The sequence below is a fragment of the Stenotrophomonas oahuensis genome (assembly GCF_031834595.1).
Classification (GTDB): Bacteria; Pseudomonadota; Gammaproteobacteria; order Xanthomonadales; family Xanthomonadaceae; genus Stenotrophomonas; species Stenotrophomonas oahuensis.
The window spans coordinates 3,046,379-3,068,217 of the sequence record NZ_CP115541.1 but is presented as its reverse complement, the minus strand read 5'-3'; the positions used below and the strand labels follow the sequence as shown (position 1 = coordinate 3,068,217).

The window sequence follows — 21,839 nt, the reverse complement described above, 5'->3', positions numbered from 1 at the left end:
CGCAGTTGATCCGGCGTTTCCCGCGGCCACCGGCCAATTGTCTGGGGCGTCTCGGGGTGGGTTTGCGGGACCGTCAAAAACATGGATGTTTTTGACGAGCCCCCATGGACGGGTCCACGGCGTGTCCCGCAAACCCATCCCGAGATGCCCAAATACGGATGCCGATGACCACCGGCTTTTCGCCAAAATCCAAAAAAAAACGCGGCGCAAGCGCCGCGTTTTTCTCAACCAATCCGATTAAGGATCAGCTGGCCTTGGCCACAGCCTTCTTGGCAACGGCCTTCTTTGCCGGGGCCTTGGCCACGGTCTTCTTGGCGACCGGCGCAGCTGCGCCCACGGCCACCTTGCTCACGCTGTGCGAGCGCGAATTGCCATAGCTGGCGTTGTAGCGCTTGCCCTTGGCGGTCTTGCGGTCACCCTTACCCATGTCGTCAACTCCTTAAAGTCTGAATACTGATTACCCCGTACGGACACGGGTTCGGCAGGCCGGTCAGTTTTGACCGCCCTGCGCACGATCGGGAAGCCTATCACACGGCCTCAATGCGCACAGCTGGCGTCGTGGACGTGTCCATGATTCAGGCGCAGATTCACCAGGTGCGCCACCCCCACCAGTACCCCACCCATCGTCATCACGATGGCATGCGGAACCGCCGAATGGTGCAGCGGGTCGTACAGCAGGCCCGCCCACAGGGCCACCAGGCCCGGTACCAGGAAGCCCAGCGCGCGCAGCGCGCCGTGCCGGCGGTAGCCCCACACCAGGCTGAACAGCCCCAGCAGGGTCACAAAGCACACCAGCGCCAGTTCCACCCCGTCGCTCATCCATACCGACATGCCCAGCGACGGTGCCGCCGCAAGCAACACCGGCAGCACAGCGCAGTGGACCGCGCACAGCAGTGAGCCGGTGGCACCGAAGCGATCAAGCAGATGACGGAGGCGGGCAAACAGGGGCATGACTTCCAGCAGGGTCGGCGAGGCGATATGGAATAATATAACATCAATCCTGACGCACACCTCTTGCCGGTGTTCCACCCTCGTCACCCGCCGTCCCAAACCGGGCCGGAACTGACAGGAAAGCTGCGCCAACTCATTGATACATTGTAACAATTTGACTGACGGACCCCATTCCATGCGCTCTCCCCGCCCCCTGCTGACCCCGCACGCGCTGTCCTTGGCGCTGGCCGTTGCCCTGGTTCCTGCCCTCGCCAGCGCGGCCGAAGACACCGGTCATCCCGACCGCCACCTGACTGAGCTGTCCACGGTGAAGGTCACCGCCTCGCCCCTGCAGGGCGACGCCGAGTCCCTGGCCCGCCCGGTCGACGTGCTCGCCGGTGAGCGCCTGGATGAAGCGAAGGCCGGCACCCTCGGCGACACCGTCGCCAAGCTGCCCGGCGTGCAGAGCACCTACTTCGGTCCCGGCGTGGGCCGCCCGATCATCCGCGGCCAGGAAGGCCCGCGCGTGCAGGTGCTGTCCAACGGCGTCGGCAACATGGACGCCTCCACCGTCAGCGCCGACCATGCCACCAGCATCGAGCCGTTCCTTGCCGACCAGATCGAAGTGCTGAAGGGCCCAGCCACCCTGCTGTTCGGCAGCGGTGCCATCGGCGGCGCGGTGAATGTCGTGGATGGCCGCATTGCCAGTGAAATCCCGGACCGTCCGCTCAGCGGCCGCGCCGAACTGCGTGGCAACTCGGTCAATGACGAGCGCAGCGGCATGTTCCGCCTGGATGGCGTCAGCGGCAACGTGGTACTGCACGTGGACGGTCTGGTCCGCAATGGCGACGACTACCGCATTCCCGGCTACGCCGTGATCGACAGCCTGGAAGACCACAGCGGTCACGATCACGACGAAGGCGATGCGGATGAACCCCGTCGCGGCCGTCTGGACAACAGTTCCATCCGCACCCGCGCTGGCGGCGTCGGTGCCACCTGGCTGGGCGAAGGCGGCTACTTCGGTGCGTCTGCCAGCACTTACCGCACCAACTACGGCATTCCCAACGGCGCGCACGTGCATGCCGAGGGGGACGACCATGATCACGACCATGACCATGGTGATGAAGAGGAGGAAGGCGACGAGCACGATGTGCGCATTGACATGGTGCAGAACCGCTTCGACATGAAGGCGGGTATCTACAACCCGGTCTCGTTCCTGAAGAACATCAACCTGCGCGCTGGCTACACCGACTACGAACACACCGAGCTGGAAGCCGGCACGCCGTCGACCCGCTTCACCAACCGCGGCATCGAGGGTCGCCTGGAAGCCACCCAGCAGCAGATCGGCGGCTGGGATGGTGCGTTCGGCCTGCAGTTCGGCAACAGTGATTTCGGTGCCCAGGGCGAAGAAGCCTTTGTGCCCAACACCGGTACCGAGAGCCTGGGCGTGTTCGTGCTGCAGGAAAAGCAGTTCGGCCCGCTGAAGGTGGAACTGGGTGCGCGCCAGGACAAGGTCAAGCTGGACCCCACCGGCGACTACCGCAAGCGTGACTTCGACGCCACCAATCTGTCGGCCGCGGGCATCTGGAAGCTCACCGACGGCGTTGACCTGCGTTTTGGCATCGACAGCTCCGAACGCGCGCCGACCACCGAAGAGCTGTACGCCGCCGGTGCGCACATCGCCACCCGTTCGGTGGAGATCGGCGACGCCAACCTGAAGACCGAACGCGGCCAGCGCGTGGAACTGGGCATCCACACTCACAGCGACCTGGTCGACTTCTCCGCGTCGATCTACCAGACCAAGTTCAAGGACTTCATCTACCTGGCTGACACCGGCGTGGTTGAAGACCTGCCCGTGCGTCTGTGGACCCAGCAGGACGCCACCTTCAAGGGTGCTGAAGCGGAAGCGCTGTTCCACCTGTTCGAGGGCGGCGCAGGTGACTGGGACCTGCGCGTGTTCGGTGACTACGTGAAGGCCGAACTGGATGGCAGCGGCAGCCGCAGCGTCGACATCGCCGTGCCGCACGGCGACCACAATCACAACTACACCGTTGACATCGCCAACAGCGGTTACCTGCCGCGCATCTCGCCCGCGCGCGTGGGTGCCGACCTGCGCTGGTCGAAAGATGGCTGGCGCGCCTCGGTCGGTGCGGTGCGTTACAGCAGCCAGAAGGATGTGGCGCAGAACGAAGAACCCAGTGATGGCTACACCCTGGTCGATGCGCACCTGGCCTACCGTTGGGACCGCAACGACAGCAACAGCTATGAAGTGTTCCTGGACGGCAACAACCTGACCAACCGCGAAGTGCGCCCGCACACCTCGCTGCTGCGCGACTACTCGCCGCTGCCGGGCCGCGGTGTGGCATTCGGCATCCGCGCCTACTTCTGATCCCTCCCTGGGTCTTTGGTAACACCTTTCGGGGGCCGCAAGGCCCCCTTTTTCTGTGGTCAATGTGGCAGCGTGCGATGGTAGCGTCGGTCGACAGACGACGGCCGTGAAACGGCCAACGCCCGGTAACGCATGACCATCGAACGTAGCGACGCGCTTCTTCGGCCCCCGCTGGCTTGATACGATGCGACTCAGTCGCCCACACATCGCCCGGAGTTACGTTGTGAGCAGAAGGACCGTGGCATTGCTGTACGGCGGAATTTCGCCAGAACATGACGTCTCCATCATCTCAGCCCGCAGCGTCTTTGCGTCCATCGACGACACGCGTTACGACGTGATCCCGATTGCAATTGACCGCCAAGGCAGATGGTGGCTGGGAGAATCAACAGGTGCACCCGACCCGAGCGCCTTTCCCAGCGAATACCAGGTAGCCCTCGTGCCCGGCGGCGGCGGCCAAGCGGTGGCCTTTCATGCCGCAACAGGCAAGGCAAAGGAACTTCACTTCGATATCGCTCTTCCGATACTTCACGGACAAGGCGGAGAAGACGGCGGCATCCAAGGCACGCTGGAGACTGCCCGCATTCCCTACGTGGGCAGCGGCGTTCTGGCCTCGGCCGTATGCATGGACAAGCAAGTCACAAAAGCATTGCTGCGGGATGCGGGGGTACCGGTGACGCCATTCCTCTCGCTTAGCCGACCCGAGACACCTCAACTGTCAGACTTGAAGCGCGCGCTCGGCGGCGAAATCTTCTTCGTCAAGCCCGCGCGGCTCGGCTCTTCCATCGGGATCAGCAAAGTGGCGACTGAGAAGGAACTGGAAAATGCCCTGGCACTGGCCTTCAATCAGGATGAAAAAGTCATCGTCGAGACGATGGTTACGGGGCGGGAGATCGAGTGCGGCGTACTGCAACGGGATTCCGACGACCTGCTGGCGACTTGGCCCTCCGAGATTTCGCTGAGAACCGACACCCACGCGTTCTACACCTACGATGCCAAGTACAACGATCCCGACGCGGTAAGGCTGGATGTACGGGCTGGCATTGACGAGGCGTGTGCTGAACGCGTGAAAGAGATTTCCCTTCGTGCGTTTCGCGCACTCGGCTGCGAAGGTATGGCACGGGTGGATTTCTTTCTGAAAGAGAACGGGGAGCTGCTGGTCAACGAAGTCAACACCATTCCAGGGTTCACCTCGCACAGCATGTATCCAAAGATGATCGAGTCTGCCGGAATTTCGTACAGGGAGTTGTTGGACATTCTTCTGAAGCAGGCGGTTGCGCGTTTCGCGTAGTGGAACAGGTGAGGTTCAACGTCGCGTCCTTGCTGTGAACCCGGTCGGGTCCATGCGTTAAAGCACCGACGGGTGTTATCGGCAGACGTCTTGCGACCGTCTCTACCAGTGCATGCATTGCGCGGGGTTCCGGTAGCCCGTAGTGACCGTCGCGCCGGGTGCACCCGCGGCGTGACCTGGCCGTACAATCGGGCTGCCTCCCCCGCTGGAGTACCTGCATGGCCCCTGCCTCCCCTGCCCCACGCATGCACTGGGGTCTGCTGGTTGCCGCATCCGCGATCCTGATGGTGACCATGGGCGTTCGCCAGACCTCCGGCCTGTATGTGGACCCGATCCACCGCAGCACCGGGGTCAGCATCGTCGAGATCAGTTTCGCGCTGGCTATCGGCCAATTCGTCTGGGGGGCGGTGCAGCCGGTATTCGGCGCGGTGGCCGACCAGCGCGGCGCGTGGCCGGTGCTGCTGGCCGGTACGGTGCTGCTGGTGGCCGGTCTGCTGCTCGCCCCGCTGCTGACCAGCCCGCTGGGGCTCAGCTTTACCCTCGGCCTGCTGATGGCGGCAGGTGCCGGGGCCGGCAGCTTCTCGGTGCTGATAGGAGCCACCGCGCACCGCCTGCCCGCGCAGAAGCGCTCGTTCGCGGCGGGCCTTATCAACGCCGGGGGGTCGCTCGGCCAGTTCGTGTTCGCCCCGCTGGTGCAGTGGGTCATCAGCAGCGCCGGCTGGGCGCGGGCGATGTGGGTGATGGCGGCGGCGGCACTGCTGTCATTGCCCATGGCGTGGCCGCTGCGTCGGCGTGCCGGTGATCACGCGCTCACTGCGGCCGACGAGGACGGTGGCCTGCGCGCGCAGCTGCAGGTAGCCGCGCGCAACCGCAGCTACTGGTATATGCACATCGGCTTTTTCACCTGCGGGCTGCATATTGCGTTTCTGGTCACCCATCTGCCCGGCGAGATCGCGCTGTGTGGTTTGTCACCGACGGTGGCGTCCACGTCCATCGCGCTGATCGGTCTGTTCAATATCGCCGGTAGCTTGTTGGTGGGTGCACTGGGGCAGCGGTATCGAATGAAATACTTGCTGTTCTGGATGTACGCCAGTCGTGCGGTGATGATCGGGGTGTATCTGATGGCACCGCCTACGCCGCTCACGTTCTACCTGTTTGCGGCCGGGCTGGGGTTTACCTGGCTGGCGACGGTGCCGCCTACGGCGGGGCTGGTGGGGAAGCTGTTCGGGCCGCGCTATCTCGGCACATTGTTCGGGCTGACGTTGTTGTCGCACCAGTTGGGTGGGTTCTTCGGGGCGTGGCTGGGGGGATTGGCGCTGGCGCATTCCGGCAGCTATGTGTGGATGTGGTATGCGGATATGGCGTTGGCCGCGGTGGCGGCGGTGGTGAATCTGCCGATTCGGGAGGCGCGGTATGGGTGTCATGCGGTGGGTGCGCGGTGATCGGCGTGGTATCCGGGGTGGACGCATGATTTTGATTTGGGGTTCATGCGTTAAAGAACTTGGAGGATTTCACGGCCGTCGTCTGTCGACCGACGCTACCGGGCCTACGTGCTTTTGATTTTCGATGGCCACCGACCCACTGTCGATGGCGGGTCGGGGTGGGCTGGAGGGGGCGTGAGCCGCATGGATGCGGCGATCGAGGCTACAGGGACGTACTTGCGCCGTCCCCCGGAACGCCCATCCCGAGCCGCCAAACCACGGATGGCGTGGACGCCGGCTGTTCGCCAAAAGCCAACAGCAGCCGGGAGAGCCCGGCTCTACGCCATGCCGCCAATGCCGTCGAGCGGGGGGCTTCACGCGGTTTTACCGGTTGGGTCGGCTTGATGCGTTTTCGGACTCCCAGGGATAGCGGAGCGGACAGAACTGTCCGAAAATAGTGCATGACCACTCAACGCGCCGATGCCGCCGCCCGCCGTGCCCTGATCCTGGATGCCGCCGATGCGGTGTTTGGCCAGCATGGTGTTACCGCCCCGCTGGACATGGTGGTCGAGCGCGCCCAGGTGGGTCGCGCCACGCTTTATCGCAACTTCCCCGACCGCGCAGCGCTCATCGAAGCCTTGCTCAAGCGCGCCGTCGTCCGCATCGAGCGCCAGGTCGAGCGGTTAGGCGATCGCGACGATGCGCTGTTCCAGGTGCTCGATGGCATGGCCTCGCGCCTGGTGCACTCGCCGGCCTTGTCCGACTACTGGCGCGCCGTTGACCCCGATCACCCGCCGATGGCCGCCGCCCGCCTCGCGGTTCGCGAGGCGCTCAAAGCCCCGATCCAGCGCGCCATCGCGGCCGGCCTGTGCCGCCCCGACCTGCAGCCGACTGACATCAGCCTCATCTCCAGCATGCTCGGTGCCGCCCTGCGCGGCAAAACCACTGAAGAACGCGAACACCTTGCCGCCCGCGCCATGGACCTGCTGCGTGGGGGCCTGCACGGTCCTTCCCACGAGCCGGCCGGATGAGTACCTACCTCAAGCCGGTTCCCGACTGGGAAGAACACGAAAAACCCACCTTGCCCGGCTCGGCCTCGATGCCGTGGCATCCTCCGCATCGTCGCGTCGCCTACGCCGCCGTCGCGCTGCTGGTTGGCATCACCGGCGGTCTGGGCAACGCGCTGGTCACCGCCAACCTGCCCTTCCTGCAGGGCCAGCTGGGCCTTACGCCCGCACAAGGAAGCGGCCTGGTCGCCGCCTACGCCATGGTCAATGTGACCGCCAACCTGCTCGCCTTCAAATTCCGCCAGCAGTACGGCATCCGCCTGTTCGCGGAGATCGGCCTGGGCCTGTACGCCGCACTTGCCGTACTGCACCTGTTCGTCGGCAGCTTTGAAACCACCCTGCTGATGCGCGCGGCCAGTGGCTTCGCCGGTGCCGCCTGCAGCACGCTCGGCACCCTGTACATGCTGCAGTCGCTGCCGCGACGTTACACCGGCAACCTGCTGGTGGTCGGGGTCGGTCTTTCGCAGCTGGCGGTACCCCTGGCCTGGCTGTTCTCGCCGGGGCTGGTCGACACCGGACAATGGCACAACCTGTACTTCTTTGAAGCCGGTCTGGCCTTGTGTGCGTTCGCCGCCGTCGTCCTGCTCAAGCTGCCACCCGGCGCGCAGGTCAAAGCCTTTGAACCGCTGGATTTCCTGACCTTCGCCCTGCTCGCCCCGGCGGTGGCGCTGCTGGTGATCGTGCTGTCCCAGGGCTACGTGCGCTGGTGGCTGGATACCCCGTGGCTGGGCTGGGCGTTGATCGCCGCCATCACCCTGGCCACCACGGCTTTCATCATCGAGCACTACCGCCGTAACCCGCTGTTGCAGACCCGCTGGCTGACCAGCCTGCCGGTGCTGCACTTCATCGCTGGCGCTTTCGTGCTGCGCTTCCTGACCGCCGAACAGTCGTATGGCGTGATCGGGCTGATGCGGCAGCTGGGCATGGGCCCGGACCAGATGCGGCCTTTGTTCGCGGTGATTCTGGCCGGCGTGATCACCGGCATCGCCACCAGCGCGCTCACCTTCGGGCCAAAGCGGATCATCGGGCAGATCCTGATGGCCATCGCCCTGCTGGGCAGCGCCGCGCTGCTCGACCAGAACCGCACCAGCCTGGATCGCCCGCACGATTTCTTCCTGAGCCAGTTCCTGGCCTCGGTGGGCTCGGGCATGTTCATGGGCCCGCTGATCATGCTGGGCATCACCCAGGCGCTGAAGCAGGGCGTGGACCACATGATCACCTTCCTGGTCACCCTGTCGATCACCCAGACCCTGGGCGGGCTCGCGGGTTCGGCAGTGCTCAGCAGCTATCAGCTGCACCGCGAACAGGTGTACTCCAGCGCACTGGTGAGCCAGCTTGATCCGGCCGACGGCGTGCTGGCCCAACGCCTGAAACAACAGCAACAGCTCTATGCCGGCGTGGTCACCGACCCGGTGCAGCGCGTGGCCCAGGGCACTGCCCAGCTGGCCCAGGTGGCACGGCGCGAGGCCAACGTGCGCGCGTTCAATGACGTGTTTTCACTCAGTGGGCAGGTAGCGTTGGGGTTCCTGGGCTGGCTGCTGCTGTTGTCGGTGCGTACTGCGGTGCTCAAGCAGTGGCGCAAGCGTCACCCGCCCGGTCCTGTTTCCTGATGAGTCCTTCCATGTCTTCGCAACCACCGCGTCCTGACGACGAAAACGTCAATCCGCCCCCACCCACCGATGCCGCACCGACAGCGGCACCCGCCGCCGTGGCACCGCCGAAGTACATCACCCCCAGCCGGCGCGCGGTCATCATCATGGTGCTGGTCGCGCTGGCGGGCATCGCGCTGATCCTGCGTGCGTGGTCGTTGTGGCCGTTCCAGACCAGCTGGGAAACCACCGACAACGCCTATGTGCGCGGACAGATCACCGTGCTGGCACCGCAGGTGAGCGGTTACGTCACCGAGGTGCTGGTGAAGGACTACCAGCAGGTCAAACAGGGTGATGCGCTGATCCGCATCGACGACCGCATCTACAAGGAGAAGGTGGCCCAGGCCGAAGCGGAGCTGGACAGCGCCAATGCCGCGCTCGCCAATTCCGACCAGACCCAGGCCCAGGATCGCGCACAGATCGCCGCTGCACAGGCCAACCTCGCCGCCGGGCAATCGGAGTTGAACCGCTCACGCAATGAACTCAAGCGCTATGAAGAGCTCGCCGCGCAGCAGCTGGTGGCATTGAACGAGCGCGACAAGTTCCGCACCACGACCCAGTCGGCGCAGTCGGCCGTGCAGCAGTCACAGGCGCAGATCCGCATCGCCGAGGAAACGCTGACCTCCACCCAGGTCGCGCGCAAGGGTCTGGAAGCACGGGTGGCCACCGCGCAGGCGCAATTGGAACTGGCCCGGATCGACCTGGCCAACACCGTGATCCATGCGCCGCGCGACGGCCAGGTCAGTGAAGCGTCGGTGCGGCTGGGGCAATACGTCACGGCCGGCTCGCAGCTGCTGTTCCTGGTGCCGGACACCTTGTGGGTGGTGGCCAACTTCAAGGAAGGCCAGACCTGGAAGATGCGCATCGGCCAGCCAGCCACGTTCGCGGTGGATGCGTTTGATGGTCAGCGGCTGACCGGACGGGTGGAGCAGATTGCGCCGGCGACCGGTTCGGAGTTCAGCGTGCTGCGGCCGGACAATGCCAGCGGCAATTTCACCAAGGTGGTGCAGCGGCTGCCGGTGCGGATCGCGATTGATCCGGACCAGGAACTGGCTCCGCGGTTGCGGCCGGGGATGTCGGTGGTGGTGCGGGTGGATACGGCGGGCGATCGCACGTCGCGTTGAATCGGATCGATATCAACCGGCGCAGCGGGCGCAGAGGCCGTGCACTTCCAGGGTCTGGGCCTGCGGCTGGAAACCGAGTTCCTTCGCGCGCTTTTCCAGCTGGCTGACAATCTCGCGGTCTTCCAGCTCCACCGCGCTGTGGCAGCTGTTGCAGATCAGGAACGGCACCGAATGCTGCGCGCTGCTGGGGTGGTGGCAGGCCACGAAGGCATTCACCGACTCCAGCTTGTGCACGAAACCATTGGCCATCAGGAAGTCCAGCGCGCGGTACACGGTGGGCGGCGCGTCAGCACCGACGCCCTTGCCGTTGCGCACCCATTCCAGCAGCTCGTACGCCTTCACCGGCTTGCCGGCCTCGGCGATCAGCCGCAGCACATTGGCACGGATCGGGGTCAGGCGCAGTCCGCGTTCGGCGCACACGCGCTCCACCACCTTCACGAAGTCGGATGCGTCGTGAACGTGATGATGCGGAGCGGTACAAGCGGTCTTGGCGGACATGCGCGTTCTCCTGGGGTCAGGCCTTCGGTACTTTAGTAAGGGCGACGTCGATCCGCTTCAAGGCTTCTTCACGCCCGGACAGGAACACGGTCTGTGAGATGTCCGGGCTGACCTGGGTGCCGGTGATGGCCACGCGCAGCGGCTGGGCGACCTTGCCCATGCCGATGTCCAGCGCCGCCGCGGTGTCGTGCAGAGCTGCGGAAACGCCCTCCAGGGTCCACGCCGGCAGCGCCGCCAGCAGCTCGCCGGCCTTGCCCAGTGCCAATTCCGCGCCCGGCTTGAAGTGCTTGGCCACCGCCGCTTCGTCGTACTCGGTCAGCGGCTGGTACCAGACCACCGCCTTCTCGGCCATTTCCTTCAGGGTCTGCACGCGGTCGCGCAGCGCCACCACCACATCCGCCGGGGCGGGGCCAGCGGCCAGGTCCAGGCCCAGCTTGTCCAGCTGGTAGACCAGGTGCGGCACGATGACGGCCGGTTCCTCGGTCTTCAGGAAGTGCTGGTTGACCCAGCCCAGCTTGGCCATGTCCAGGCGCGAGGCCTTGGAGTTGCAGTGGGTCACGTCGAACAGGTCGATCAGCTCCTGACGGCTGAACAGCTCCTGGTCGCCATGCGACCAGCCCAGACGGGCCAGGTAGCTGAGCAGGGCGTCGGGCAGGTAGCCGGCGTCCTTGTACTGCATCACGTCGGCCGCGCCGGTGCGCTTGGACAGCTTGGCCCCCTGCTCGTCCAGGATCATCGGCATGTGCCCGAACTTCGGCACCGGTGCGCCAATGCCCTCGTACAGATTGATCTGACGCGGGGTGTTGTTGATGTGGTCGTCGCCGCGGATCACCTCGGTGATGCCCATGTCCCAGTCGTCCACCACCACGGCGAAGTTGTAGGTCGGGAAGCCGTCCGGACGGAAGATCACCATGTCGTCCAGTTCGCTGTTGGCGATCTCGATGCGGCCCTTGATCAGGTCGTCGAACACCACGGTGCCGTCGAGCGGATTCTTGAACCGGATCACCCGGTTCGGGTCATCCTTGTAAGGCAGGCCGAGCTCGCGCGCCGCGCCGTTGTAGCGCGGCTTTTCCTGCTTGGCCATGGCGGCTTCGCGCATGGCATCGAGCTCTTCGCGGGTTTCGTAGGCGTAGTACGCCTTGCCCGACGCGATCAGCTGCTCGGCCACTTCCTGGTAACGGGCCACGCGCTGGGTCTGGTAGATCGGGCCTTCGTCGTAATCCAGGCCCAGCCACTCCATTGCTTCCAGAATGGCGTCGATCGCCCCCTGGGTGCTGCGCTCGCGGTCGGTGTCTTCAATGCGCAGCACGAACTCGCCACCACGGTGACGCGCCTCCAGCCAGCAGTACAGCGCGGTGCGGGCCCCGCCGATGTGCAGGTAACCGGTGGGGCTGGGGGCAAAGCGGGTGCGGCAGGTCATGGAGAGCTCGGGTGCAGGCAACGGAATCGGGACGATTTTACCCGCCCCTGCCGGCAAAGGGGGCCTCAGTCCGGCACGTCCCGCAGCAGGCGGTCCCAGCCGCGCGCCCGGGCCTGCCGGATCAGCTTCTGCGGGTCCACCTGGCGGATCATGAACTGCGTGGCCGCGCCTTGACTGGTCGCTCGGGTGGCTCCGTACATTTCAGCCAGGGTTTCCCGGCCGGCCCGGGATGCGCTGCCCGACAGCGCGCTGAAGTAGCGGGAGCCGAACAGATAGCGCATGAAGCGGTTGAACTTGCTGAGTTTGTAGAAGCGGATCACGCCGATGTTGGGGTCGCCTACCTCGAAAACCCTGACGCCATTGGGCAATTCGCTGACTGCTGCGACCATGTGGTGCGAGGTGCCGGTCAGAAAGAACTGGGCGTCCCCCTTCACGCTGTTCAGGAAGCGACCGATGTCGGTGTACTCAATGGGGGCATGCGCCGACGCGGTACCCGGCAACAGCGCGGCCCCCTGCGCGTCCCGGACCGCGCCCAGCAGTTCGGCACCCAGCCCCTCGTTGGGCCGGCGCATCGCCCGTCGAAGATTACGGATGACAACGCCCAGCTTGCCTTCGGCCATGCCCAGCGCAAGCATCCGCGACATGCCGGTGCACCAGCCCATGCGTGTGCCTTGGCCGGTCTCCAGCATCATCTGCGACACCGGAATCAAAGCCCCTTCATTGGCCTCGACGGCCGCTGCCACCGCCTCTTCCACCCGCAGCGCACGTTCGATCCGCATGGTGCGTTCCAGCCGCGCGATGATCGCGGACATCGCGCCCCGCTGTGCCGGTTCCAGGCGGCCGGAGACGAAAAGTTCCTTCATCCTGGCCAGGCTGGCTCCCTGCTGCACTTCGTAAGGCAGTGCCACTCGCTCCCAGTGCGTCCTGCCCCAGCGGAAATCCGCACCGGCGCTGTCCAGCGACTGGGTCGAACGCTGCATCTCCACCTGCACGGCATTGACGTAGGATGCATCGGCGGAGGTGCTGCGCGACACGTAGGGCTGATCCGGCGAGCCGCCGCGCAGTCCCACCTCCGTATGCGGCTCCCAGAGGCCATCGGCGTTGAGCCGGACCGGATCCTGGTACATCAGACCCGGGTTGGGATTCTTCAGCCGCCAGGTGCGATTGAACTTGTCGAACGACACCTCGTACACGTTGCCCGCCTGGCGGATGTAGTGCCTGCCTGCAAAGTGGTAGATGCCGTTGTCAGCCGGTCGGGCACCTTCGACCACCAGACCGGCCGGTTGCGCGTAACGCGCGCTGAGCCTGGCGAGCGGATCGACACGCGCCACTTCCGCCGCGTCGGTGATGGCCTGTACCGCCGGCACCAGCCGCAGCCCCTCTTCGGTGCTGAGTGCGGCAGTCCGGGCCGCCGTACGTCCCATCGCGAAAGGAGCCGTCAGCGCCACACCTGCCGCGCCCCACGCCGCGTCCACAGCCCCGTCATGCCTGTCCGCCTGGGTACGCCCGTCCACGCTTTTCTCGATCCCCAATCCCATTTCAATTCCCGCGCCCACGGCCACCACGGGGATCAACGCGGGAAGTGGAATGCTGACCAATCCGACTACCAGGTCGAACACCTGCAGGCGTCGCTGCAGCAGGTCACGCCAGGTCTCCCAGTTCGAACTCAACAAAGTGTCTGCATCGTTCACGGTGCGTTGCTCAAGCCGGGTGGCCATGGCGTCGAACAGGTCTTCGCCATTGATCGCCGGCCCCGTGCTGTTGCCCTTGAACAGATCCTCCGGTGCCTTCCCGAGCGTGCTGGAGACGCCATTGGAAAACCATCCATCCTGCAGGTCGGCCAGATCAAACGACGCTTCCAGCCAGCTGCGTCCCTGCAGGCTGTTCACCACCCGGCCCAGCCACGCGCTGAGCTGGGCGGCATCGGAGAACTCGCGGAAGGCCACGTTGTCCCCCGGCGAATACAACAGCACCTGCGAGCCGCCCTGATGGTCGATGCGCATCAAGGTGGACTGCGCGCCATAGATGCTCACCCAGCTCACCTGTGAACCATCGGCCATATGGCATCGGAATGCACGATCCTCGGCCTGTGCGGCCAGCATGTAGCCGGTGGCGGAGATTGCCAGCTGAAGCCCGTGGGCGGACAACGAGCCCTCGGCGAACTGCTGCCATGCAGAAAACATGTAGACCCCACGCAGGCACACCTTCACTTCGTCGCGCTGGGTCTTCCAGAATTCCGCGATGGCATCCAGGTAACCGCTGCGCAGATCCAGCCCACGCACCACCGACAGGAAAAGGCCCGGAAGCAGCCCGTCCACCTCGGTGTCCTGGTCGTACACCGTGCTGTTATCGGCCGTATAGATCCCCAGGTCGCTGGAACCCGGTGCCCCGTCCGGATATCCCTTGGCCTTGTCGAACGCACATTCCACCAGCCGGCAGGCACCTGTTTTCTGGTTGGCGTCATGTACGAAGCCACTGGGCGATGCCACATTCGCGGTGCCGCCTGAGAAGCGAACCAGATAGTGTGCCGTCGTATCAATCGCCACCCGGGTCTGGTTGAGAATCGCCCGCTCCAGCGCGTCGGCCACGTAACGCACAGGCAGCGGGTAGCTGAACTCCAACAGCCCACGGGTGGTCGCCATGCTGTTCAGCCAGCGCGCGTCTTCCACTTCCGCATTGCGCAGCACGCCACGCGACGGCACGCCCAGCTGCACCAGCCAGTGAACACCGAGAATATCGTAGGGGTCCAGGCCGGATGCGGTCGCCGCTTCGTTGGCCGCAGTGAGCATCGGGGTCGCCACCGACGGCGGCAACGCCAGCAATCGGCGGTCCAGCGCCAGATAGTCCTTGCGCGTGTCGGCCGCGCTGGCTCCGCGGGTGTGGTTGAGCCGCTCGCTTCGGAGGTTGAGCTGCTGCAGGAGCAGTGCACGCAGCAGATCGTCGTCGACCGACGTCCCGAGCACCACCGGTCCATTGCCTGCGCTCCAGCGGGCATGCAGATGCAACGGGACCCAGCTGTGCAGCTGGTGTGGGACTTCGCCGGCCAGACGCTGCAACGCGTCGGCCTGTGATGTAAATTGTTCCACCAACGGCAGACGCGTCGGCGAGATCAGTACCACCGCACCCTTGCGGCGCTCCGGAGACGGCTGCGACTCGGCCAGCACCAGTCCGTACAGCGGAACGGTGCCGCCACCGGCCGGTTGCGCGTTCAACGCGTGCACCTGGATGTCCTGGCCCGGCAGAGCCAGCGCACGCCCGAGCGTGGTGTTGCCGGTGCCGGTGCCGAACTGGGTCGGGTAGCGCAGCAGGGTATCGATCAGCCACAGGCCGGCTTCATCCAGATGGCCCATCGCGTTGAGCAGGGTGGAAGTACCGGCCAGCCGCTGCCTCATCGCCTCCAGATAGGCATCGCGCTCGGCATGCGCGGCGCGGCCCTCGCACGCGCCGATGAACGTGGACAGCGTGTTCTGGAAACTACCCAGATAGTCGCTGCCGTTGATTGCGTCATTGAACTGCCCCAGCGTGAGCTGCACTTCCTCGATGGGGAAATGCGTGCCCGGCACGCCGCTGTTGTACAACCCGCTGTGCACGGCGTCGGTCTTCGGTGGCAGCAGCGTGGCTTCCACCAACGTATCCGAGCTGATCAGACCACTGCGTATGCGGCGATTGCGCGGGTAGGTGCTGTACCACCCACGCATCGCCGGATCCGGACCGGGCACCTGGCGTGCTTCCCAGTCCGGCCAGCAGAAGCTCTCGCTGAAGGTGTTGAGGTAGATTCCGTGCGGATCCACCGTCAGATTGGTACTGCTCTGTATCTGCTGTACCAGCTCGGTGGCGATGTGGCGGTCCAGGTTGGGCAGCCCCAGGCTGACCCGTTCCAGCTGTTTGTCCGAATAGGTCAGTGCGCGTAGTGCAATCTCGAGCGCTGCGTGCTGCTGCTGGCGGCTACCTCCGTGATGATGCATCCAGCGTCGCAGGTGCATGCGCGCCATCGCCAGCGCGACCCGGTTCTCGTTGCCGACCACGGCCTCCTCTGGCTGCGCAGGGCCGGAAGGCAACGCCTGGGCGGCATCCACGAGTTGCTTGCTGGCCGCCAGCAGACCATCCCGCTGGTTTACCTGAACCGATTGATTCAGCGCGGGTGCCGGCAACGGACTATGGTCATTCACCGCGCGCCGCACCCGCGTGGGCGCGACCAGCACCTCGTCCACCAGCGCGTTGGCGATCAGCCGCTGCTGCACCATCTCGACCAGCGCGTCCACCGACTGCAGCGGAGCATCGTCAATGCGCGTGTAGATATCCTCCCAGACGGTGGCATTGCCGCTGACGTCGACAATTTCGTCCAGCAGCGGAATGACCTCGGCAACGGGCCGCGCGTAGGAATCCGGGATGGGTGCGGTGTCCGGCGTCGCAGCGGGGACGTTGACGAACACCAGCTTCCAGCCCTGGTGGATCATGGTCAGACCGGCCACCATCAGGCTGCCTCCCAATCCAAGCAGGCCCAGGTCGGTGCGCGCCGCGCCGGATGCAGCGCGCACCGCGCCAGCATGATCGTCCGGAATATCGACGATGCTGCCGCCTTTTGCCGGCAGCGGCACGACAGCGGCCGCAGACAACGGCAGGGAGGCCGCCGGCACGATCTCGCCTGGTCGATCACGCAGCCAGGTGATAAGACGCGGAACCGTCTGAGACGGAGGCGGAGCCAGCAGGCCACCAAGGGGACGCCACAATCCGATCAGCTTCCCCCAGTGCATCGGTAGTGCGGCGACGAACGCGGCCACACCGTGGCGGGGCGCGCGGGCTTCTGGCAGCATCCGCTGCAACTGCCACAGCAGTGCCGCAGTCAGCACCGCCAGTGCTGGGGCAAGCTGAAGGCGCGGTGCGAAAGGTGCGTCCATCGCCTCCACCCAGTCATTGAGTGTGGCCAGACTGTCGCGCAGGGAAACCGGCAGCGACTGAACCAGCGCCTCGAACTCTGCGTGGCTCCGCAATGTAGGCAGACCCGGAGCCAGCGCGGCCAGTACCGCAGCCACCCCGGACCAGCTGCGTTGCTGAAGCAGTTGCGCGCCCGCCAACAGCGCTGCCGTCGTGGGCATGGCCGCGGACAGCACCGACCAACCGGTCCGGTTGAATACGACCTGCAGCGTGTTGCGGGTCAGCGATGCCATGGCATCGGCCCATCCGGGCTCGCCGATGAGCGCCTGCTCGAAGCGCGCCATGATGGCCGCACGGGTCTCTGGTTCGTCCACCTCTTCCAGCTTCCGGCGCAGCATCCCCACGACGGTTTCGGCCTGGGGTGCGCCGGTGCAAAGGATCCGCTCAACAAGCGCCTGCACCGCCAGATCCTCATCTGCTGCTGGCCGCTGGGCAGATACCGGTGGCCATGGGTGGGTGCGATTGCTGACGTTTTCAGGCAATGGCGGTCGTTCCGCGGACGGAATCAGCGAACCGGAGGTCGATGCAATACAAAGGGGGGCCCCTTGGCCCCCCTTGACGTCGCTCATTGGAATCATGCGCGGCACAGGTCAGAAGGTGACCCTGCACCGTAATCATTCAATCACGCAGCGCCAGAGTCACCTGCGTCATGCGCCGGCTTCACGCCCGCCCCCAGCGCATACCAGTCAATCCGGCGGGTGATCCACATGGCGGCCGCCAGCACGCCGAACAACAGCAGCGAGCCCATCAGCAGCGCGTTGTTCTCCGACACCAGCAGGCCATACAGCGCGCCATAGAGTACGGTCAGCATCGCCGCAAACCCCAGACCGCGCAGACGGCTGCGCAGCACGCCGGTCAGGTATACCGCCTGCAGTCCGATACAGGCCGTTGCCGACACCGCGTACGCCACCCAGAACGGAATGTGTTCGGACAGGCTCAGCAGCAGCAGGAAGAAGATCGCCAGCGCCAGGCCCACCATCAGGTACTGCAGTGGATGGATGCGCAGGTCCTTGATCAACTCGAACAGGATGAAGCCGACAAAGGTGAGCAGGATGAAGAGGATGCCGTACTTGCTGGCGCGATCAGCCTGGGTGTAGATGTCCACGGGATTGACCAGCTCGACGCTGACGGTTTCCGGTTCGTTGTCACCACTGCCACGCAGTTGGCGCTGCGCCTGCGAAGCCAGTGACGACACCGACCATTGCGCATTGAAGCCTTGCGTATCCACCGTGCGCTGGTTGGGCAGGAAGCTGCCGCCGAACGACGGGTGCGGCCAGCTCGACTGCACCGCGATGCGGCTGTCGTCACCCACCGGCACCACCGCCAGCGAGCGCGTGCCATCCAGCACCAGGTCCAGTTCCACCGTACTGGCTGCCAGCACGCCACCGGCGTTGTCGCTGAAGCCACGCACCGGCACATGCAGGCCCTTGCCCATGCCGGTGACATCGCCCAGCCCCGGCTGCAGGCTCAGCGCCTCGCCGTCCACCGCCAGCTTCGGCGACCCCACCAGCCCGCGCACATCGGCAATGCCCACCACCAGGTAGGGCTGCCCATACACCCGACCCTCGCGCACCGGGTAGTCGTCCTGGCTGAAGGCGGCACGCACCTTGGCCTTCCAGCTGTACACCGGCACCCGGAACAGGCCGATCCGGCGCTCGTCCGGCTGCATGCTGCCTTCCACCACCAAGCTGGACGGCATCTGCAGCCAATAGCTGTCCTCCACCTGGGTTTCAGTCTTCTTCACCCCGGCCGCGTCCACGGTTTCCACCTGGCGACTTTCCCGCCACGGCACCACCCGGATCGGGCCGGTCAAGGTCTGCGCACCGGCCCGGCTCTGCGCCACGCGCAGGTAGGCCTCGTCGCGGTAGGCTTCGCGCTCGCTGATCACGCCCCGGATCATCATCAAGGGGATCAACAGCAGCAGGATCAGTCCGCCCACAATGGCGAACCGCAACAACATGTGCAGAGACTTCATCACCCGTCCTCGGTTTGGGAGGGTGCCAGCTTCACTGCGGTGGGTGTGGAAGGTTTGAGCCGAATATGAAGTCAGAGTGAAGCGTAGAGCGAGGCCACCGCCCCGCCCCCTTCACGATTGGCCAGCGTCACCCGCCCCCCATGCAACCGCGCCACCTCCTGCACGAACGACAGCCCCAGCCCGGAACTGCGTTGCCCGGTCGCCGGCCGCGCCAGTGAATAGAACCGTTCGAACACGCGCGCCAGCGCGTAGTCCGGCACACCGCTGCCGCGATCGGCCACGTGCAGCACCACGGCATCGCCGACGCGCGCCGCGCTGAGCTCCACGATCGAACCTTCCGGTGAAAACGCCAGCGCATTCTCCAGCAGATTATTCAGCGCCTGCCCGAGCAGCCACCTGTCACCCAACACCGACAATCCATCAGCAACCTGCACATGCACGGTCACCCCGGCCGCCTGCGCACGCATCGCCACCGCCTCAGCCGCCGCCTGCAGCAGCGGCTGCACCGCGAGGCGCTCGCGCTTCTGCAGCCAGCCGTGCTGTTCCACTTCGGCCAGCGCCAGCAGCTTGTCGATGGTCTCGGTCAGACGCTGCTCCTGGCCCTGGATGCTGCGCGCGAAGTGCACGCGGTCGGCCTCGGGCAGCGGCTCCTGCAGCAGCTCGGCTGCGCCGCGGATGGCCGCCAACGGGCTTTTCATCTCGTGGGTGAGCGACTGCACGTACTGCTCCACGTACGCCTTTCCCTCGAGCTTGCGGCGCATGGTTTCCAGCGCGCGGCCCAGGTCGCCGATCTCGTCCCGGCGCGGCGGTGGTGGCGGCACCGGTTCGCCACGGCTGACCGCCTGTGCATACCGATTAAGCCGCCCTACCCCGTGCATCAGCCAGGCGGTCATCAGCACGCCGATCAACGCCGACAACCCGATCAACCACGCCCCCCGTTCAATGATGGCGCGCTGGCTGGCGGCAATGAAGGGATCGATGCTGCGGTTGGGCTGGGCCAGGCTGAGCACGCCGATCAGGGTGCGGCCGTCGTCCGGGTCGATGATCGGCGCGGCCACATGCATCACGGTGCGGGTGGTGTCACCCGGCGTTTCCGGGCTGGAACGCGCGCCGTATTCGCCGCGCAGCGTTCGATAGACGTCGTTCCAGCGCGAGTGGTCGCGGCCGATGTCCTGACCCATGGAGTCGTACACGACGATGCCGCGCGCATCGGTGATGGTGACCCGGTAGTCCAGCGAACGCTTCGGGAAACGCCACACCATGGCCTTGGGGTCACGTCGCTGCGCGCGCGCCAGGTCCTGCACGAAGCGCCCGCGGGCGATCTGTCCGGCCTTGAGGTCGGCGGCGGCCATTTCAGCCAGCACGTTGGCCGCATCCACCAGGGTGGCTTCCATCGCCTGGCGCACACCGGGTTTGACCTCGTTGACGAATACGCGCATCACGAAGAACGCGGCGATGCCGACGATCAGGAAAAGCCCCAGGAACAGCTTCAGCCCCAGCCGCACCCTACACCTCCAGGGCGTAGCCCACGCCGCGGTGGGTGCGGATCGGGTCCGGGTCGGCCCCGGCCGCCCGCAGCTTGCCGCGAAGGGTTTTGACGTGGGTGTCCACGGTGCGGTCGGCACTGTCGGCATCGCTGTCCCAGCCCCGATCCATCAACTGCGCACGGCTGAGAATCGCGCCCGGACGCTGCAGCAGCGCCGCCAACAGGGCGTACTCGTACCGGGTCAGGTCCAGCAGCTGCTCGCCATAGCGGATGCGGCGGCCATCGCGGTCGATGGCGAAGCGGCCATGCGACTGCCAGCCCTGCGCCTGCTCCGGCGCAACCGCCCGGCGCAGGCGCGCACGCACCCGGGCCACCAGCTCGCGCGGCGAGAACGGCTTGGCCATGTAGTCGTCCGCCCCAAGCTCCAGGCCGAGCACGCGGTCGATCTCGTCGTTGCGGGCGGTCAGGAAGATCACCGGCACCTGGCTGAAAGCCCGCAGCGCGCGGCAGACCTCGAAACCGCTCAGGTCCGGCAGCCCGACGTCGAGCACCACCACGTCCACGGTTTCCGTGCGCAGCAGCTGCAGGGCCTGGCTGCCCAGGGCGCAGTGCCGGGCCTGGTAGCCCTCGCTGCGCAGGGCGTACAGCACGGTATCGGCGATGGCGGTCTCGTCCTCGACAACCAGGACGGCAGGGGCGGTAGCGTTCATGCGCGCAGCATAGCCGTTGACGCCCTTGCCCCGTACACTGCGCGCATGAATTACCACCACGCCTTCCACGCCGGCAACCACGCCGACGTGCTCAAGCACATTGTCCAGCTGGCCCTGCTTGATGCTTTCAAGCGCAAGGACAGCCCGTTCTTCGTGCTCGACACCCATGGCGGTGCCGGCCGCTACCTGCTGACCAGCGAAGAAAGCCGCAAAACCCTGGAAGCGGAAAACGGGGTGATGCGGCTGATGGCGCAGCCGAAGCTGCCTGCGGTGGTGGAGCGCTACCTGAAAGCCGTACAGGCCGACAACCCGGTGGGCGCGCTGGTGAACTATCCCGGCTCGCCGCTGCTGACCGCACAGACCCTGCGCGAGCAGGACCGCATGGCGGTGTGCGAACTGCAGGATGCCGAAGCGGCCACGCTGAAGGCGCTGTTCGCCCATGACAGCCGCGTGGCCGTGCTGCAGGCCGACGGCTACACCCAGAACAAGGCGCTGCTGCCGCCGAAGGCCAACGGCGCGAAGATCGGCCGCGGGCTGGTGCTGATCGACCCGCCCTACGAGGCACAGGACGCCGAGTACCAGCGCATCCTGGCCTCGATCGAGGAGATCCTGGGCCGCTGGGCCCAGGCCAGCTTCGCCATCTGGTTCCCGATCAAGCAGCGCCGCACCGTGCTGCACTTCCTGCGCAAGGCCTGCGCGCTGCCGGTGAAGTCGGTGCTTACAGTAGAACTACTGGTGCGCCCGGACGATTCGCCGTTGAGACTCAACGGCAGCGGCATGCTGCTGCTCAATCCGCCGTGGCAGTTCGACCAGATATTGGCCCCGGCCATGCCGGTGCTCAAGCAGCATCTGGGCGAAGCGGGTGCCAGCACCCGCCTGCAATGGTTGAAGCAGGCCGAATAAGCCCCCGTTCCCCGTGTGAGTGTTTCGTTCACGGAACGCGCCCC

General features: G+C 65.7%; 15 protein-coding genes. 7 read left to right on the top strand and 8 right to left on the bottom strand.

The genetic code is table 11. From position 1 onward, the window contains the following. Positions 1-244 precede the first annotated feature (244 nt). Both PDM29_RS13650 and PDM29_RS13645 read right to left on the bottom strand, forming a co-directional pair. Positions 245-427, bottom strand: a complete 183-nt coding sequence (locus PDM29_RS13650) for a 30S ribosomal protein THX (protein ID WP_125358291.1) — start codon at positions 425-427, stop codon at positions 245-247. 110 nt (positions 428-537) lie between these two features. After that, positions 538-951 (bottom strand): MerC domain-containing protein, encoded by a 414-nt coding sequence (locus PDM29_RS13645; protein WP_311190649.1) that lies wholly within the window; start codon positions 949-951, stop codon positions 538-540. A 175-nt stretch (positions 952-1,126) separates the two neighbouring features. Here PDM29_RS13645 and PDM29_RS13640 point away from each other — a divergent pair, with 175 nt between their 5' ends. The 6 genes from PDM29_RS13640 (at position 1,127) to PDM29_RS13615 (ending at position 9,868) form a co-directional block, all read left to right on the top strand. Then, positions 1,127-3,319 (top strand): TonB-dependent receptor, encoded by a 2,193-nt coding sequence (locus tag PDM29_RS13640; protein ID WP_311190648.1) that lies wholly within the window; start codon positions 1,127-1,129, stop codon positions 3,317-3,319. 238 nt (positions 3,320-3,557) lie between these two features. Next, complete coding sequence (locus PDM29_RS13635; RefSeq protein ID WP_311190647.1) at positions 3,558-4,607, top strand: D-alanine--D-alanine ligase family protein; 1,050 nt, start codon at positions 3,558-3,560, stop codon at positions 4,605-4,607. 218 nt (positions 4,608-4,825) lie between these two features. Then, positions 4,826-6,049: an MFS transporter gene (locus tag PDM29_RS13630; RefSeq protein WP_311190646.1), complete on the top strand. Its 1,224-nt coding sequence runs from the start codon at positions 4,826-4,828 to the stop codon at positions 6,047-6,049. A gap of 440 nt (positions 6,050-6,489) precedes the next feature. Continuing rightward, on the top strand, positions 6,490-7,059 hold the full coding sequence (locus PDM29_RS13625) for a TetR/AcrR family transcriptional regulator (protein ID WP_311190645.1): 570 nt from the start codon (positions 6,490-6,492) through the stop codon (positions 7,057-7,059). Continuing rightward, positions 7,056-8,705, top strand: a complete 1,650-nt coding sequence (locus tag PDM29_RS13620) for an MFS transporter (protein ID WP_311190644.1) — start codon at positions 7,056-7,058, stop codon at positions 8,703-8,705. Before PDM29_RS13625 ends, PDM29_RS13620 begins: the two co-directional genes overlap by 4 nt. 11 nt (positions 8,706-8,716) lie before the next feature. Then, the gene (locus PDM29_RS13615) at positions 8,717-9,868 is read left to right on the top strand and encodes an HlyD family secretion protein (RefSeq protein ID WP_311190643.1); all 1,152 of its coding nucleotides are present in this window, start codon (positions 8,717-8,719) and stop codon (positions 9,866-9,868) included. Between the two features lie 12 nt (positions 9,869-9,880). Here PDM29_RS13615 and PDM29_RS13610 read toward each other — a convergent pair whose 3' ends face one another. From PDM29_RS13610 to creB, 6 genes are all read right to left on the bottom strand, one after another. Next, positions 9,881-10,366: a transcriptional repressor gene (locus tag PDM29_RS13610; protein WP_311190642.1), complete on the bottom strand. Its 486-nt coding sequence runs from the start codon at positions 10,364-10,366 to the stop codon at positions 9,881-9,883. Positions 10,367-10,382: 16 nt separating this feature from the next. Beyond that, positions 10,383-11,786: a glutamate--tRNA ligase gene (gene gltX / locus PDM29_RS13605; protein ID WP_311190641.1), complete on the bottom strand. Its 1,404-nt coding sequence runs from the start codon at positions 11,784-11,786 to the stop codon at positions 10,383-10,385. Positions 11,787-11,851: 65 nt separating this feature from the next. After that, complete coding sequence (locus PDM29_RS13600) at positions 11,852-17,122, bottom strand: dermonecrotic toxin domain-containing protein (RefSeq protein ID WP_311190640.1); 5,271 nt, start codon at positions 17,120-17,122, stop codon at positions 11,852-11,854. A 221-nt stretch (positions 17,123-17,343) separates the two neighbouring features. Next, positions 17,344-18,696, bottom strand: coding sequence for a cell envelope integrity protein CreD (creD, locus tag PDM29_RS13595; RefSeq protein WP_311190639.1), 1,353 nt, complete (start codon positions 18,694-18,696; stop codon positions 17,344-17,346). Between the two features lie 71 nt (positions 18,697-18,767). Beyond that, entirely contained in the window at positions 18,768-20,201 is a 1,434-nt protein-coding gene (creC, locus tag PDM29_RS13590) for a two-component system sensor histidine kinase CreC (RefSeq protein ID WP_311190638.1), read from the bottom strand. A 1-nt stretch (position 20,202) separates the two neighbouring features. Then, positions 20,203-20,892 (bottom strand): two-component system response regulator CreB, encoded by a 690-nt coding sequence (creB, locus tag PDM29_RS13585; RefSeq protein WP_311190637.1) that lies wholly within the window; start codon positions 20,890-20,892, stop codon positions 20,203-20,205. 45 nt (positions 20,893-20,937) lie between these two features. Here creB and PDM29_RS13580 point away from each other — a divergent pair, with 45 nt between their 5' ends. After that, complete coding sequence (locus tag PDM29_RS13580) at positions 20,938-21,795, top strand: 23S rRNA (adenine(2030)-N(6))-methyltransferase RlmJ (protein WP_311190636.1); 858 nt, start codon at positions 20,938-20,940, stop codon at positions 21,793-21,795. Positions 21,796-21,839: the final 44 nt, after the last annotated feature.